At 66.1% G+C, this 15,862-nt stretch carries 17 protein-coding genes; 11 read left to right on the plus strand and 6 right to left on the minus strand.

Going from position 1 to position 15,862, the window contains the following annotated elements; all coding sequences use genetic code 11:
• The first annotated feature begins 35 nt into the window (after positions 1-35).
• Complete coding sequence (locus CXX84_RS12130) at positions 36-284, plus strand: DUF6480 family protein (protein WP_102976972.1); 249 nt, start codon at positions 36-38, stop codon at positions 282-284.
• A gap of 81 nt (positions 285-365) precedes the next feature.
• Here the strand turns inward: CXX84_RS12130 and CXX84_RS12135 are convergent, their stop codons facing one another.
• The 3 genes from CXX84_RS12135 to CXX84_RS12145 form a co-directional block, all read right to left on the minus strand.
• Positions 366-1,427 (minus strand): EAL domain-containing protein, encoded by a 1,062-nt coding sequence (locus CXX84_RS12135; protein WP_223253080.1) that lies wholly within the window; start codon positions 1,425-1,427, stop codon positions 366-368.
• Between the two features lie 165 nt (positions 1,428-1,592).
• Positions 1,593-3,140: a putative bifunctional diguanylate cyclase/phosphodiesterase gene (locus tag CXX84_RS12140; protein ID WP_102976973.1), complete on the minus strand. Its 1,548-nt coding sequence runs from the start codon at positions 3,138-3,140 to the stop codon at positions 1,593-1,595.
• Between the two features lie 18 nt (positions 3,141-3,158).
• On the minus strand, positions 3,159-4,802 hold the full coding sequence (locus tag CXX84_RS12145) for an ATP-binding protein (protein WP_102976974.1): 1,644 nt from the start codon (positions 4,800-4,802) through the stop codon (positions 3,159-3,161).
• Between the two features lie 232 nt (positions 4,803-5,034).
• On the opposite strand from CXX84_RS12145, the gene CXX84_RS12150 reads away from it, so the two are divergent.
• The 5 genes from CXX84_RS12150 to CXX84_RS12170 all read left to right on the plus strand — a co-directional run bounded on the left by CXX84_RS12150 (position 5,035) and on the right by CXX84_RS12170 (position 9,039).
• The gene (locus tag CXX84_RS12150; protein WP_102977128.1) at positions 5,035-5,841 is read left to right on the plus strand and encodes a class I SAM-dependent methyltransferase; all 807 of its coding nucleotides are present in this window, start codon (positions 5,035-5,037) and stop codon (positions 5,839-5,841) included.
• Between the two features lie 139 nt (positions 5,842-5,980).
• On the plus strand, positions 5,981-6,430 hold the full coding sequence (locus CXX84_RS12155; RefSeq protein WP_223253081.1) for a hypothetical protein: 450 nt from the start codon (positions 5,981-5,983) through the stop codon (positions 6,428-6,430).
• A 93-nt stretch (positions 6,431-6,523) separates the two neighbouring features.
• Positions 6,524-6,943, plus strand: a complete 420-nt coding sequence (locus tag CXX84_RS12160) for a hypothetical protein (protein WP_102976975.1) — start codon at positions 6,524-6,526, stop codon at positions 6,941-6,943.
• Positions 6,944-7,006: 63 nt separating this feature from the next.
• The gene (locus CXX84_RS12165) at positions 7,007-7,816 is read left to right on the plus strand and encodes an SDR family oxidoreductase (RefSeq protein WP_102976976.1); all 810 of its coding nucleotides are present in this window, start codon (positions 7,007-7,009) and stop codon (positions 7,814-7,816) included.
• 101 nt (positions 7,817-7,917) lie between these two features.
• Positions 7,918-9,039, plus strand: a complete 1,122-nt coding sequence (locus tag CXX84_RS12170) for a glycerate kinase (protein ID WP_102977129.1) — start codon at positions 7,918-7,920, stop codon at positions 9,037-9,039.
• A 4-nt stretch (positions 9,040-9,043) separates the two neighbouring features.
• Here CXX84_RS12170 and CXX84_RS12175 read toward each other — a convergent pair whose 3' ends face one another.
• Together CXX84_RS12175 and CXX84_RS12180 are read right to left on the minus strand one after the other, a co-directional pair.
• Positions 9,044-9,388, minus strand: coding sequence for a LuxR family transcriptional regulator (locus CXX84_RS12175; RefSeq protein WP_102976977.1), 345 nt, complete (start codon positions 9,386-9,388; stop codon positions 9,044-9,046).
• Positions 9,389-9,413: 25 nt separating this feature from the next.
• Positions 9,414-9,935 carry a DUF6328 family protein gene (locus tag CXX84_RS12180; RefSeq protein ID WP_102976978.1) on the minus strand — a complete coding sequence of 174 codons (522 nt, stop codon included), beginning with the start codon at positions 9,933-9,935 and terminating at the stop codon, positions 9,414-9,416.
• Positions 9,936-10,142: 207 nt separating this feature from the next.
• On the opposite strand from CXX84_RS12180, the gene CXX84_RS12185 reads away from it, so the two are divergent.
• The 5 genes from CXX84_RS12185 (at position 10,143) to CXX84_RS12205 (ending at position 14,406) form a co-directional block, all read left to right on the plus strand.
• Positions 10,143-11,042: an SDR family oxidoreductase gene (locus tag CXX84_RS12185; RefSeq protein ID WP_102976979.1), complete on the plus strand. Its 900-nt coding sequence runs from the start codon at positions 10,143-10,145 to the stop codon at positions 11,040-11,042.
• Between the two features lie 46 nt (positions 11,043-11,088).
• Positions 11,089-11,442, plus strand: coding sequence for a hypothetical protein (locus CXX84_RS12190; protein WP_102976980.1), 354 nt, complete (start codon positions 11,089-11,091; stop codon positions 11,440-11,442).
• A gap of 182 nt (positions 11,443-11,624) precedes the next feature.
• Positions 11,625-12,497, plus strand: coding sequence for a glycosyltransferase family 2 protein (locus CXX84_RS12195; RefSeq protein ID WP_223253082.1), 873 nt, complete (start codon positions 11,625-11,627; stop codon positions 12,495-12,497).
• A 92-nt stretch (positions 12,498-12,589) separates the two neighbouring features.
• Positions 12,590-13,492, plus strand: coding sequence for a GAF domain-containing protein (locus CXX84_RS12200; protein ID WP_102976981.1), 903 nt, complete (start codon positions 12,590-12,592; stop codon positions 13,490-13,492).
• Positions 13,489-14,406 carry an SGNH/GDSL hydrolase family protein gene (locus CXX84_RS12205; RefSeq protein WP_102976982.1) on the plus strand — a complete coding sequence of 306 codons (918 nt, stop codon included), beginning with the start codon at positions 13,489-13,491 and terminating at the stop codon, positions 14,404-14,406. The genes CXX84_RS12200 and CXX84_RS12205 overlap by 4 nt, the downstream gene beginning before the upstream one ends.
• Positions 14,407-14,426: 20 nt before the next feature.
• Here CXX84_RS12205 and CXX84_RS12210 read toward each other — a convergent pair whose 3' ends face one another.
• Positions 14,427-15,776: a uracil-xanthine permease family protein gene (locus tag CXX84_RS12210; protein ID WP_102976983.1), complete on the minus strand. Its 1,350-nt coding sequence runs from the start codon at positions 15,774-15,776 to the stop codon at positions 14,427-14,429.
• Between the last annotated feature and the right edge of the window lie 86 nt (positions 15,777-15,862).

Genomic DNA, 15,862 nt, shown 5'->3' on the forward strand with positions numbered 1-15,862 from the left:
AGGAACCGCGGCCGGGCAGGAAGGACGCCAGCATTATGAGCAGCTACCATCCGGAAAACGATCCCGCGAACCCTGACCAGCCAGGCAAGGACCGGCGTGACGAGGGCCAGGCAGGTGCAGGGCAGGCCGGCGGCCGGGAGGGCAGTGCGGAGTCCGCGGGCTCGCCGAATCCGGACCCGGCCGAAGGCAATGTGACTGGTCTGGAACCGGGCGGGGGAGTGCCTCCGGGCGAGACTCCGCCGGCAGAAGACCAGATGAGCCGCGACCAGGGCCACAGCGAATAACGGCGTTGGCGGGCCGGCAGCCGGCGGCCTTGAGGACTCCTCGGGCCGCCGGGCCGCCGTCAGCCGTAGCGGCGGGTTGCGTCAGTGCTGTTCGTTTGTGCCGGAAGGTCCGCCGGACTGCTCACGTCCCACAAGCTGGCGCTTGAGCCCGTCCACGTCAAGGCGGGTGTTCCAGCTGGCCCAGTCCTTGGGCCGGACGGATGGCCTGCCCAGCAGGTAGCCCTGCCCGGCGGAGATTCCCAGCTCGGTAAGGACCTGGAGCTCTCCAACGGTTTCGATGCCCTCCGCCACGAGGGTGGTGCCTATCTGCTCGGCGAAGTCCACCAGGCAGGCGGCCAGGGCGCGCTGGATGCCGTCCTTGTCCACGTCTCCAATGACGTTCCGGCCCAGCTTCAGGAAGTCAGGCCGGAGGTGCACCATCCGGCTCAGCGCTCCCGCCCCTGAGTGTGTGTCGTCCACGGCGATCCGCAGGCCCTTGTCCCGCAGCGGATTAATGGCGGAAATGAACTGCGGGTATTCCTCGTCCTTGACGGTGTCCGTCAGTTCAAGCACCACGCGGTCAATGGGAAGCTCGATATGCTCGAACAACTCCGGCAGCCGCGGGTCCAGGCAGGAATCGGGCGAAATGTTGAGGGACACGAACATGTTCCCCGGAAGGGCTTTGGCGGCAGCGGCGGCGGATCCCAATGCAGAGAATTCGAGGTTGGCGCCAAGACCCACGGCGGCCGCCTCGGCAAACCACAATTCAGCGGCGGCCCCGTCGTCGCTGACGAACCGGGACAATGCCTCCACTCCCAGCACGCTTTTGTCTTCCAGCCCGTAAATGGGCTGGAAAGCGGTCATCAGCATGTTGCTTTGGAGCAGCGCGCTGATGCGCGACATGCTGCGGATGGCGTCGATTTGCTCCGCTACTTTCGGCGGAATTGCGGGGGTGAGCCGCATCTGCCGGGCGCTCTCCAGCGTTTCCGCCGTGTTGGCGTCACTGCGCCGCGTTTCCAGCAGGTACTCGAGCAGTGCCCGTTCCGGCACGCCGGGATTTTCATCCAGGCTGGTGCTCAGGCGCTGCCGGACAGCGGCTCCGGACGGATCAGTATCCGCCAGGACGCCAGCAATAATTCCCCATGCTTGTATTCGAACCGACATTAGCTACGCCCCCAGTTGACGAAGTAATGACCCAGTGGCCCTTTTATTGTTCAATTTCCAGATGCCTTTAGAGTCCGGTGTATCTGCTAATCCTGATTTTCGCGGCGACGAAAACCAGACACCGCACGATGATCGTATATCGCGGAAACCAAAAGCGCAGTACTTTCAGGTCGGGCGGGCAGCGCTTTCCGCCTGGCCAGCCAGCAATTCCGGAATTTGTTCAGGCGGGACCGGCCTGCTGAAGAAATAGCCCTGCGCGCTCAGGCAGCCCAGGCTGCGCAGCATTTCCGCCTGTTCGGCTGACTCCACGCCTTCCCATACCGCCTCCAACCCGCAGGCCCTGATCAGCTGCAGGACCGCTGCCACCAGGTCGGGCTGCGAGGGGTCTTTTCCCAGCCCGCTGATCAATGACCTGTCCACCTTGACCCGGTCCACTGGCAGCCGGCGCAAATAGCTGATCGATGAGTAGCCGGTGCCGAAATCATCTATTTCGATGCCTACGCCCAGGCCCCGCAGCCCGCCCAGCGAATAGCGGTCCAGTTCGTTGCCTTTGACGATGGCCACTTCCGTCAGCTCCAGCACCACCTGGTCCGGCTGCACGCCGGTTTCCTTGAGGATGTTCCGGACGTCCTCGATGAACTGCAGGCTTTGCAGGTCCGTGGCGGAGATATTGATCCGGACGGAGAACTGTCTGTCCACCAGTCCGGCGTTGATCCAGTCGCGGAGCTGCCTCACCGCGGTGCGGAGCACCCACAGCCCCAGTTCGGAGATCAGCCCGGCTTCCTCGGCCAACGGAATGAACTCGTCGGGCATGATGAAGCCGCGTGTGGGGTGGTTCCAGCGCACCAGCGCCTCCACACCTTCAATCCGTCCGGTGGCCAGCTCCACCACGGGCTGGTAATGGAGCGTCAGTCCGCCGTCCTTGATGGTGGCACGCAGGTCCTCCACCAGCTGGCTGCGGAGCCTGCGGACCAGCAGGAGCCCTGGCTCGAAGCGGTGCAGCCGGTTCTGGCCTTCAGCCTTCGAGGCATACATGGCGACGTCGGCCTCCATCAGCATGTCCTCGGGCGTCTTGCCGGCGATGCCTGCACTTAGTCCGATGCTCGCACCGCAGCGCACGGTGCGGCCGGGCAGTTCCACGGGCTGGCCCAGGGCCGCCAAAATGCGGTGCCCCACAATGCTTGCCTGGTCCGGGGAGGCCGAAGGCAGGACGATGGCGAACTCGTCCCCGCCGAGGCGGGCAACAACGTCGCTGTCGCGGACGGCACCGCGGATCCTTTCCCCCACAGTGACCAGCACATGGTCTCCCGCAGTGTGGCCCAGGCTGTCATTGATGGATTTGAATGCGTCCAGATCCATTAACAGGAGCACCGGGCCCTCACCTGAACCGCGTCCGGAATCTTTGCTGAGCGCGGCCTTCAAAGCATCAATCAAGGCAGAGCGGTTCGCCAGGCCCGTGAGCGGATCCTGCATTGCCATCTTCTGCATTTCCAGATGGGCTTCGTGCAGGAGCTGGGTCCGGACCTGCACCCGCTGTTCGAGCTCTTCGTAGATGATCTGCAGATCCTCGGCGAGCAGGTTGGTGCCCATGATGATCGCGTCGAGCTCGTCGCGCGCCGGGGACACCTCGATCCGGGAGCTGAGGTCGCCGGATGCCAGCCGGACAATGCCTTCCAGGAGCCGGGAGAGCCGCGGGTCGTTATCCGCAAACATCGTATTCCTGCATGGTGCTCAGTTTTCCCGGCTGCGGTGGATATCGAGGGGGAGGCTGACTGTGACTGTCGTGCCGGTGCCGAGGGTGGAAGAGACATCTATCCGGCCGCCGTGGCGGGAAACAATGTCCTTGGTGATGGCCAGCCCCAGGCCGGTCCCGGGGATGGCGCCGGCCATGGCGTTGGAGGCCCGGTAGAACCGGGTGAAGACGTGGTCGATCTCGTCGCTGGAGATACCGATGCCGTTGTCCGCTACACGGACCGTAGCCCAGCGGGAACCGTCAGCGTCCGCATGGGACTGGCTGCCCACGTCGATCCGCCCACCGCTCGGAGTGAACTTGATGGCGTTGGAAACCAGGTTGGTGAAGACCTGTTGCAGCTGGACCTCGTCGGCGAGGATCTCCGGATCCTCCGGGACCGGCTCCACGGCAATGGTTACGTTTTGCAGTGTGGCCAGCGGACGAAGCGCGGCCGCGACAAGGTCCAGGGTCTGGCCCAGCCGCACTGGGGTGAGATGCATCAGGCTGTCATCGAGGCCATTGCGTGAGACGCTCAGCATGTCTTCGATGAGGATCCTGAGACGCTCAGTGTTCCGGACCACGATGTCCAGCATCTGGTGCATCTCGGGTGACACGGGCTGCTCGGTGCTTTCCTGGATCATGTCCAGATAGGCCATGATGGACGTCAGTGGCGTCCTCAGCTCGTGGTTCACCGTCGCCAGGAAATCCGTTTTGGCTTTATCGAGCTGCTGCAGCTGCTTCACGACCTGCTGCTGGCTGCTGATCAGGTGGCTCTGGATCAGCCCGTGCGCCGTGTTGCCCGCCACGTGCTGGATGAGCCCCAGCTCGGTGCCGGACCACGTCCGCTGCTCATCGAGCATCACTATCCAGATGATGCCCAGGGAGGTGCTGCCCTCGCCCATGGGCACTGCCAGGGCTGAGGCGGCGTTGGCGATGCCAGGTGCAGGAGCCCCGCCCGCCGCCGGCTCCTCCGTTCCGCCTGTGGACAATGTCCCCGCTTCGGCCCACAGCCGGTCAGCAGTCTGCCGCTCATACTGGTCGTCCGGAAAGGCCTGCCCGGGCAGCGGATCAAGGCCCGTCCTGCTCCAGGCGGCGTTAATCCGGGGAACCCGGGTGTCCTCGAAAGTGGACAGCAGGACGTGGTCGGCCTTGAAAGTCCGGCCGAAGCCGGCCACAACCAGGCGCGCGATCTCCTGGGGGTCGTTGGTTGCCCGAACCGCGGCGGATACAAGCCGAAGCTGTTCCCGAAGCGCTTCGGTTTCCTCCCTCGCGGCTTTGCGCCGGGCCACCTGGTCGACCAGGACAGCGGTCCGGTGGACCAGTTCCCTGGGCGGCGGCGGCTTGGCGATGCAGTCGTGGATTCCGGAGGGCGTGACGGCCGCCAGCTCCGCAGGATTGTCCAAATCGACCACCACAAGGACCGGCGCGGCCGCGTCAACCCCGGAGAGGGACGCGTCAACCACAATGACGGAAGGGTGGGAGGCGTCCACTGCCGCAGCGAGTTCGGCAGCGTCCCCGGCGCAGAGGACGCTGTAGCCGGCATCCCGCAGGATCCTTGCATACGATGCCAGCCGCCCGCCGTCGGGATCTCCCACGACGGCGGTGCGCGGCGCGCGCAGGCCACTCGGCGTTTCAGCCGCCACAGTGCCCCCTTCCCTCCCAGTTGACTACATTGTATGGCTGCCGCCGGCGTGCGGGCGGCGAGAATCGGGACGTGAAGTGTGGAGCCGGGTCCGGCGTCCGGCCGCGGCGGGTGGGAAGACCGGGAACGGAAGACATGCCGGCGCAATAATGCAGCGGGAGCGCTGCCCCGGATCGGCCTGCACCTATATTTGATCCGTGCCCTCCCCAGTGAACTTTCCGGCCGTAAAGACTCTGCGATCAACCCTGCAGAAGTACTTGCTGATCCCCAGGCTCATCGGCCTCTCCCGTTCTGCTCCCAAGGACCGGCCGCTGGCCTGGGACACCTACTGGGCCGGTATCCGCGGAAGGGGCGCCGGCAGCGGAATTCTTTGGGACTCCGGCACGGACAATGAGTTCCTTGGCTACAGGGACGTGCTGCTCCGTTACCTGGACCGCGAACTCCCCGTTGTGGACGTGGGCTGCGGACACGGCCGCTTCACCAGGGCCCTGGCCGGCGTCTTTCCCCAGGCCATCGGTGTGGACATTTCCGGGCATGCCGTAGCCCACGCCGGCGCGCACAGTTCATCCCGTGGTTCCCATGGCGCAGCCGGCAGCATCCGGTACGCGGCGCGGGACATGACTGTTCCGGGCGCGGCCAGGGAGCTGGCGGGCCAGGGTGATGCGAATGTCTTCATCCGGGGCGTTCTCCATGTCCTGGATGAGGCGGACAGGGCAGCCCTGGTGGAGAACGTGAGGCTGCTGGCGGGAAGCCGGGGCACCGTGTTCCTGGCGGAAACAAATTTCCAGGGCAACCCTGTGGAGTACGTCTCCCTCCTTGGCGCAACAACCCAAAGCATTCCGGCGCCGCTTGAAATGGCAATCCGCGGGCTGCCCATGCCCGGCCACTTCGGCCCGCAGGAGCGCGCGCTGGCCTTCCCGGCTGAGGCCTGGGAACTGTTGGAAGACGGCGACGTGGCCATCGAAACCCACCCGCTGACCGGGGTGGCAGGGCAGAGCCAGGTCCCCGGATACTTTGCGGTGCTGCGCCCTCAGGGTTAGCGGCTGTCCCCTGTCCGTACCCTGCATATACCCACAGTTGTTCCGCAAGGTGCTGCCAAAACCCTTGACACGGGTGCCGGTCCGGAGGCTACATAATAAGTAGACTTACTAGTTATGGCCCTGGGGAAAGGATGCCGCCGTGGCGCAGGACAAGGGCAACAGGTCCCGTGAAGCTGACGCGGGCGCAGACGTGGATGACCTGGGTCCTGGCCCCGATGACGGCAAGGTCCGCACTGGTCCCGAGTCTTCAAAATCCCTCAAATATTCACAGGAGGTCACCTCAACGGAGGACGAACCCGAGCGCGAGGGCCGGAGCCTGGCCACCACGCACCACGAAGTGATCCGGCAGTGGGCCGAAGAGCGCGACGGCGTTCCGGCCACCGTGGAAGGCACCGAGCACGGTGACCATCTGGGCGTGCTGCGGATCGACTTTGGCGGTGAAGACGACAAGCTCCGCCACATCAGCTGGGAGGAATGGTTTGAAACCTTCGACTCCCGCGGGCTGAACTTCATCTATCAGGAACAACGCAGCGACGGGCGGCAATCAAACTTCTTTCGGCTGGAAAATCCCGGCCGGGAAGACGCCTGAAGCCGCAACCCTCCAGTAGCGGACCCCAGCACCGGACCAATACAAGCCGGCGCAGCTCCGCTACCGGCGGACGTGAAACGTACAGGACCTACCATGCGCAAACTCATTCCCTCGGGAACCCTCCGCACCATGCTGCTGCCCCCCACCTACGGCCAGCACGTCACGCATTCCACGGAGTTCACCGTTCTCTCGGTCGAAATCTGGGCCACCGGACTGGTGGTCAATATCCATCTGGCCTCCGATGGCGGCCCGGAGCCACGAATCATCCTCCAGGACCACTTCGGCACGGAATATTCCTTCCGTGAGTCTGCGACGGTGGGGTCCCGCAACCTGCAGACGTTCACGCCGTCGGTGCCTCCCGGTACCAGGAGCCTGACAGTGCGGTCCGCCGATGATCCGGACGGCCGCCCGGTGGTGACCTTTGCCGTGCCGTTGATGGCGGTGCCTGATGAATCCCGCTCCCCGCAGGACGGAAACTACCAGGAATCGCGGGAACTCCGCCGCCCGGCCTGACCCGCAACACAGCCTCATCTTCCGTAACGTGATGCCCGCTCCAACCGACCGAAAGGCTGCCCCATGCAGGACACCGCAGAATTCGCCCCAAGCACCGCCATCGTGACCGCATCCGACTCCGGCATAGGGAAGGCAACCGCCGTCGCCCTCGCCCGGGCAGGAATGGATGTCGGTGTCACCTGGCACTCGGATAAGGCGGGGGCCGAGGACACCGCCGAGGAAATCCGCCAGCTGGGCCGCAGGGCCGTGGTGCGGCAACTGGACACGACGGAGCTGCGGGCAGCCGCTGCCGTAATCGACGAACTGGCGGACGAGCTGGGCGGAGTTGACGTCTTCGTCAACAATGCCGGCACCGGTGACGGGACCAAATTCCTGGACCTGGAGATCGACACCTGGATGCAAACCCTGGACACCAACCTGAACGGGGCGTTTGTTTGCCTCCAGGCGGCCGCCCGGCGGATGGTCAAGGCGGGCAGGGGCGGCCGGCTGATCGCCGTCACCAGCGTGCACGAATTTCAGCCCAGGGTCGGGTCTTCCGCATACGACGCGTCCAAGCATGGCCTGGGCGGGTTGATGAAGACCCTGGCCCTCGAGCTGGGGGAGTACGGGATTACGGCCAACAGCGTGGCTCCGGGCGAGATCGCCACCCCGATGACCGGCCAGGACAATGAAGACCCCACCACGAAGGACAGGCCGGGCGTTCCGCTCGGACGGCCGGGCAATGCCTGGGAAATCGCAGCGGTCATTGCGTTTCTGGCTTCACCCGCCGCCAGCTACGTCAACGGGGCCTCCTGGCCCGTGGACGGCGGCATGCTGCAGATGGGTCCGCAGGCAGGCTCGCACATCACCAGCAACGAGTGGCGCGAGGCGTAGCCCGGGGCCGGAGGCGCTGACGCGTCCGGCCGGGGCTAATGGATGTCCGCATAGCGGATTTGGCAAGCGCTTTCCCGCGCGCTGCTGGCATGATGGAGCGCATGCGCATTCTTATTGCTCCGGATAAGTTCAAGGGTTCCCTGACCGCGGCCGAGGCCGCCGCCGCCATTGCCGAAGGCGCACTGCGCGTATACCCCGACGCCGTCGCCACCCAGTTCCCCATCGCCGACGGCGGTGAGGGCACCCTGGAAGCGGCGGTGGCCGCCGGCTATGAGGAGCACATCAACGCCGTTGTAGGCCCCATCCTTGCGCCGCTTGGTGCTGCCTGGGCCACCAGGAAAGACGACGGCAACGTTGCCGCCGTGATCGAGACGGCCCAGGCGTCCGGCCTCGCGGACATGGAGCCCACCCCGGCCAATGCGCTCCGTGCCCACAGCTATGGCTGTGGACAGCTCATCGCGGCGGCGCTGGACGCGGGTGCCACCGAGATCGTGCTGGGGCTCGGCGGATCGGCCATGACCGACGGCGGCAGCGGCGCCCTGCGCGCCCTCGGGCTGAAGCCGCTCGACTCGGCCGGAAACGTGGTGCCCCTGGGCGGCGGCTCGCTCGCCGACGTCGTGGCACTGGACACCAGCGGGCTGGACCCGCGGCTTGCCGCCACCACCTTCCGCATCGCCGTCGATGTACGCAACCCGCTCTACGGGAACCTGGGCGCGGCGCACGTCTTCGCCCCGCAGAAGGGTGCCGACCCGGACGCCGTGGAACTGCTCGACGCCGGCCTTCGCAACTGGGCATCGGTGCTCCGTACCGCCACCGGCCGGGACGTCAATGTCCCCGGGGCCGGGGCTGCAGGCGGCTTCCCGGCGTCGTTCCTTGCCTTCACCGATGCCACGCTGGAAGGCGGGTTCGCGTTGGTTGCCGGACTTACCGGCCTGGCCGCGCAGCTCAGTGAGGCCGACCTGGTGATCACCGGGGAAGGATCCCTGGACTCGCAGTCACTGACCGGTAAGGCGCCCATTGCGCTCGCTGACGCTGCCCGGGACCGGGGCATTCCGGTGATTGTGGTGGCCGGCAGGATCCTGGTCACGCCGGAGGACCTTGCCGGGCACGGGGTGGTGGCGGCCGCGCAACTGCTGGACGTGGCACCCAGCCCGGAGGACGCCGTCGCACACGCCGCCAAGTACCTGGCCTGGGCAACAAGCCAGGTACTCGAGGGCGCGTAAGAACCTAGACGATGGTGGTGTTGCGGCGCCGCCGCCAGATCAGCACCACAATCAGTGTGGCCAAGGCGATCCCGCCAATGACCCAAGGCGCAAAGTTGACCCTGGTGGACTCGTTTTGAGCTGATTCGCCGGTCCCTGGGTTGGCAGGGCCGGTGGAAGCGGTATCCCCGGGAGACGGCGTGGGAGATACGGCCGTCATGGCCCACGCCCCTCCTGAGGATCCCGTACCCGATTCCATTGCGGCTGGTGCAGGGCCCGCCGCGGGGGTGGCGTGTGCCGTCCCCAGCGAGAGCGCAGGCGCGGAGATCAGCAGCAGGGCAAAAAGGGCAGTTCTCAGGATCTTTCGCATACGGTTTTCCTTTCGTAGGGCATTGTCATTCCTGCCGGGGGCCGGAGGAGCCTGTTCCGGCAACGGCGCGCTTGTTCAGGTGGATGGGAACATAGACCAGAAGGACCAGCATGACCGCCATCAACGCTCCGCCGGCAGTAAGCCCCGCCTGGCGCCCCGCGGTCACATCGAAAACCAGGGCCGCAGTACCTGCACTGAGCAGCGCGATTCCGGCGAGCGTGATCTTGGCGATGGTGTCCCCGCTGGACACCAGGGTTTCCTTGAGCCGCTTACGGAAAAGCCGCCGGTGCACGCTGACCGGCAGGAGGATGAGCGCGGTAGTCAGCGCGGCGATCACCACGTTGGTCAGGTAAAGCCCAATCTGGAAATCGTCGAGGTCCTCAAACCGTTCCTGGAAGGGGAGCGTCAGGAGGAAGCCGGCGAGGATCTGGACGCCCATCTGCAGCACGCGCATCTCCTGCAGCAGTTCGGCCCAGTTACGGTCCAGCTGTTCCTCACGGGTCTCGTTCCTTCCCGTTCTGCCCGTGTAATCCTCAACCTCGGACATGTGGCTCTCCTTCCTCCTGCCGGCCTGGTCTCTGTTCTACTCTTCCCATACCCAAAAACAAGGCCGGCGTTGCGCCATGGCCAGCATTTGATAAGTTTACTGATTATTCCTTCCGAGCGGTGGACTTTGCTCCTCCGGCCGGGATAGCTTCGAAGAGCCGGTACATGGCGGAGCCCTTCGAAAACCGACACAGGGAGCAGGCGGACTATGAGCGGGACAGACAAGCAGACAGACCAGCCAAAGGATCCCCGGGGCGGCTACCACTCGGGCCCGTTCCCGGAGCAGGAACAAAAGCAGCCCGGCCTCACAGCGCCCATGGAACCGAAGCCGGACCACGGGGAACTCAGCTACGAGGGACACGGAAAACTGCAGGGAAAGGCGGCGCTGATCACCGGCGGCGACTCCGGAATCGGCAAGGCCGCCGCCATCGCCTTCGCACGTGAGGGCGCAGACGTGGCCATCTCCTACCTCCCGGAGGAGGAGGAAGACGCGCAGGACACGGCGGACTGGATCCGCAAGGCAGGCCAGCGCGTCCTCCTGTTTGCCGGAGACGGCCGGGAAGAGGAATTCAGCACCCGCATCGCAGAGGAAACAGCGGCTGAATTCGGGCGCCTGGACGTGGTGGTCCTGAACGCCGCGTACCAGAAGAACCGGGAAAGCCTGGAGTCGCTGCCCACCGAGGAATTCGACCGGGTTTTCAAGACAAACCTCTACTCCCTGCTTTGGACCGCGAGGGCCGCAGTGCCGCACTTGAAGGCCGGAGCGTCCATCATCACCACGGCGTCCATCCAGGCGTTCAACCCGTCGCCGGGACTGATCGACTATGCCATGACCAAGGCTGCCCAGGTGGCGTTCACCAAAGCGCTGGCCCAGGAACTCGGACCCAAGGGTATCCGGGTGAACGCCGTAGCGCCGGGGCCAATTTGGACCCCACTGATTCCGGCCACTGAATGGCCGGAGAAGCTGCCAAAATTCGGCCAGGACACGCCGCTGGAACGCGCCGGCCAGCCGGCGGAACTCGCCGCCGCCTACGTGCTGCTGGCCTCCGAGGACGGCTCCTACATCTCCGGGGCAGTGCTACCGGTGACCGGCGGCAAAGGCCTCTAGCGGTACAGCCAGAACAGTTTTATCCGAACGGACAACAGGAGGAACCATGACGCAGGAAAACCAGCACGCCCAGCCCGAAACGGACCCGGGCGGATACGGCACTCCCACTGCTGAGCAGGAGATGGGCGGAGCCCAGGCCTCCGCTGACGGCAGTGGCACGGACAGCGTCGGCACCAACGAGCCGCAGTCCAACACCAGCGAAGATCCTGTGCCCCGGGACGTGGACCTTCCCTCAAGCGCCGCCGAAATCGATGAGTCCAACGACGACTCCCAGGGGTCCGCTCCGGTTTCCTCCGAGCCCGGACAGGAAGCCACCGGAATTCCGGACGGCAGCGGCAACGACCTGCCGGAGGAGAAGTCACCGAACGACGACGGCGGCGAGAGCTTCGACGCCGGCTGACAAGTGCGTGCCGCCCTGAGGGGCAGCGCGGGGATTGTGTGAAGGCCTCCGCCCCTGTTGTTCCTGAGGAACCACAGGGGCGGAGGCCTTTGCCGCGCCGGCATAGATCCCGGTGATGTGGGTACGGATGACGACGAACCCGATTCGCTATCTACGCCGGTGCCGGCGGCAGGAGGTGGGCTGTGAGCAGGAGATCATCAGAACAGTGGGGACAGCGGGTCGAGCTGCCGCGCAGGGTGGACGTGGACGTACTGCTGCCCACGTGCAACCGTCCGGGTGAGCTCGCCGTCACCCTCGCGGGCCTTGCGGCGCAGTCCGAGCCGGCCTTCGCCGTCGTTATCAGTGACCAGTCAACGGCCAGCCCCGGCTGGGAACATCCTGCCGCCGCTGCCATGGTGCGGGTCCTCGAAGCGCAGGGCCGGCCCGTCACCCTCCTGCGCCACCTGCCGCGCCGCGGCCTGGCCGAACACCGCCAGTTCCTGCTGGAGCAGTCCACCGCGGAAAAATGCCTCTTCCTTGACGACGACGTCTGGCTCGAACCCGGAGCGCTGGACAGGCTCAGCTGCGCCCTGGACACGCTGGAGTGCGGATTCGTGGGAATGGCACCCCAGGGCCTGTCTTATCTGGATGACAGGCGGCCGGAGCAAACAGCAGTCTTCGAGGCCTGGGACGGTCCGGTGACGGCGGAGCGGATCCGCCCCGGGGCCCCCGGTTTTGAGCGGTGGCCCCTCCACAGCGCCGCAAACCTCAGCCACGTCAGCGCAGACCTGTCGCTCCAGCCGGGCCAGTGGGTGCCTTACCGGGTGGCCTGGCTGGGCGGCTGCGCCATGTACCGCCGGGATGCCCTTACTGCCGCCGGTGGCTTCAGTTTTTGGGACAGCCTCCCGGCGGACCACGCAGGCGAGGACGTCGTGGCCCAATGGCAGGTGATGGAGCTGTTCGGCGGCGCCGGCATCCTTCCCTCGGGGGCCGTGCACCTGGAGTCACCCACCACGGTGACCGACCGGCGGGTGGAGGCGTATGACCTTGTGCTGGCCCAGGAGCAGAACGGCTGATCCGCACTGCCCCTCCCTTGAATGGTGCCGGGGACGTATTCTTAAAGGTGAGGTTTTGCAGTAGGCCGCAGCGCTCGACCAAGGCGTAAATTATGGCCGCTGAACCCGCAGGGCAACTCGGCTGGGGACCTTTTCCATTACCCCCGGAGCAGGTATTCGACAGCAAGGACGTCGAAGCCTACCTCTGGGAGGTCACCCGTGACTTCATGCGGGACATCAAAGGCGACCAGCGCGGGATCAGCTGGGCAGCGACCCTCTTCCGCCTGGGGCAGGCACGCACTGTTGCCGCCGGCAGCGACACGGCCCGTGAGGCAAACCGGGAACAATGCTCTTTCGCTGACGGGCCCGTCATGGAAGCGCTCCGGACCGGCGAATTTGTGCTGCTGTCCGATGTCAGCCGGGACCGGCGCTGGCCGGGCTACTCCAACGCGGCGGCAGGTCACGGCGTGCAGTCGCTTCTGTCCATGCCCATCGCGTCCGAGGGGGGAACAAGTGCGGCCATCAGCCTCTACGCTGCGTTTCCGCACGTTTTCAGCAGTGATGACCTTCTGCGGAGCCGGAGCTACGCGGAGCAGGTGGCGCGTGCACTGCGCGTGGTAGTGCGGGTGGCCGAGCGTGCCGAGGCGACAGCCGGGATGGCGGTCGTGCAAAGTTCCCTGGTCCTGGTGGACCTGGCGGTGCGCAGCCTTATGGACGAGTACGGGCTCAGCCGCGAGGGCGCCCTCCGGTTCCTGCAGACCCAGGCATTGCACCACGAGCTCGACCTGCGTGATGCAGCCCTGAATGTTGTTGCGCCCAATCCGGCCAGGGACACTTCCCGGGTGGGGGATTCCGGCAGGGAGCCTGCCGGGCTCAGGCAGGGAACGCCCGACGGCGTGGGGGACTTCCGCCTGCTTCCCCCGGCCGAGCTGGACCAGCAGGAGGAAACACCCCGCGGCCGTAAAGGCAGGCGGGGCAAGGGTCCTCCACACCCTGCGGAAGGGAGGACGGCATGACCGCGGAAAAGCAGGAGTACCCTGCCGGGGAGCGGGCAGAACCTGGATTGACGCGTCCGGGGGAACAACCTCCCGCGGCGGTGCAGCACCAGTGGCACCGTTTCGTGGCTCTCGGCGATTCCTACACGGAAGGCATGGGCGACCCCGAGCCGCGCAGCCCGGGAGGACTCCGCGGATGGGCGGACAGGGTGGCTGAGGAACTGGGCAGCGGCCGGCCGGACTTCACCTACGCCAACCTGGCAGTCCGGGGCATGCTGCTCCAGCAGATCCTTGACCGGCAGCTCGCCCCGGCCCTGACCCTCGCGTCGGACCTGGTGGCAATGTCCGGCGGGGGCAACGATATTATCTTCCGCCGGGGCGACCCGGACAAGCTTGCCGAAATCATGGACCAGGCAGTGGGCCGGCTCGCGGACACAGGCGCCACGGTTCTTCTGTTCGCCGGTCCCGACTGGGGTACCACCCCGCTCCTGGGCCAGGTCCGCGGACGGGTGGCCGTGTATAACGAGAACCTCCATACGATCGCCGCGCTCCACAAGGCCACCATGGTGGACCTGTGGTGCCTGCCTGAACTCCAGGATGTCCGGATGTGGGACCGGGACCGGCTGCATCTTTCCCCGCTGGGCCATCACACCGTGGCCGTGGCAACCCTCGAGGCGCTGGGCGTGAACCACACCCTCAAGCCGCTCATGCCGCGGCCTGCGCCCGTCCACGGCTGGACCCAGGCCAGGGCGGAGGACCTGATCTGGGCGGGGCAATACTTCCTGCCCTGGGTGCTGCGGCGGCTGCATCCACGCCCTGCCGATGAGTTGCTCGCGGCAAAGCGGCCCGAGCCGGGCCCCGTCCTCGGCCTGGGCCGGCCTGGCCAGAGGCCGGGTCCGCCGGTGCAAGGACCGGCGCAAGGAGAAGTCGCCTGACCGGAGTGTTCCTTGCGGAGCTACCGCTTTTTGGGCGTCCGCTTGGCTGCGTTGATTGCGGCCTTTGCTGCCGGTGGCAGGCCGGCGTGCTCCGTCTCGGGCTCCGCTACGGTGCCCCGTGCCTTCGCAATGGCCTTCATGCCGTGGTAGATCACCAGGGCTGCGGCGGAGCCGAGCGCGATGCCCGTGAACGTCAGGTCACCGATGGTCCAGGTGTAATCCGCGATGCCGATGATCAGGGCTACGGCGGCTGTGGTCAGGTTGACCGGGTTGGAGAAGTTCACCTTGTTCTGCACCCAGATCTTGACGCCCAGGATGCCGATCATGCCGTACAGCATGGTGGCCGCGCCGCCCAGCACTCCCGCCGGGACAGTGGCGATGAGCTCGCCGAATTTCGGAGAGAAACTCAGCAGGATGGCGAAGACGCCCGCCACCCAGTAAGCCGCCGTGGAATACACCTTGGTGGCGGCCATGACCCCGATGTTTTCGGCATAGGTGGTGGTGCCGGAACCGCCGCCGAAGCCGGCCAGGACGGTGGCGGCGCCGTCGGCCATCAGCGCTCGGCCGGAGACGCCGTCGAGGTTCTGGCCCGTCATGGCCGCCACGGACTTCACGTGGCCGATGTTCTCAGCCACCAGCACCAGCACCACGGGCACGAACAGGCCCAGGACGCCCACATGGAACTCGGGGGTCTGGAACTGCGGCAGCCCGATCCAGGCGGCGGCCTCCATCTTGTCGTAGCTCACCTCGCCGCGCAGCATGGCCACGAGGTAGCCCACCACCACGCCCACCAGGATGCTCAACCGGCCCAGGATCCCGCGGAACAGGACACTGACCAGGATGATGGTGGCCAGCGTAACGACGGCGGTGACGGGAGCGGCGTCGAAATTGTTCTTTGCTGCAGGGGCGAGGTTGAGCCCGATCAGCGCCACGATGGCGCCGGTGACGATCGGCGGCATGAGCTTATTGATCCAGCCCGCCCCGAACTTCTGCACGATGGCGCCCACCAGGGCAAGGGTGGCGCCGGCGAGCACCACGCCGCCCAGTGCCCCAGGAACGCCGAATTGCTGCTGGGACGCCATGATGGGGGCAATGAACGCGAAGCTCGAGCCGAGGTAGCTGGGCACCCGGCCCTTGGTGATGACCAGGAACAACAGGGTTCCAATGCCGGAGAAGAACAGCGTGGTGGCCGGCGGCATGCCAGTGATGATGGGCACCAGGAACGTGGCGCCGAACATGGCGACAACATGCTGCATCCCCACACCGATGGTCAGCGGCCACGCGAGGCGCTCGTCCGGAGCCACCACATGGCCGGGCTTAATCGACTTGCCGGTGCCGTGCAGCTTCCATTTGATTCCGAGCATGCTCATGGGCGGAGGCCTTTCAAGGGGGTTGCCGCGGAGGGCGAAGAGTAACGGGTCAAGAATACCGCCCGCGCCGGGCCCCGGTCTGCTGT

It is taken from the genome of Arthrobacter sp. AFG7.2, from assembly GCF_002892835.1.
GTDB lineage: Bacteria > Actinomycetota > Actinomycetes > Actinomycetales > Micrococcaceae > Arthrobacter.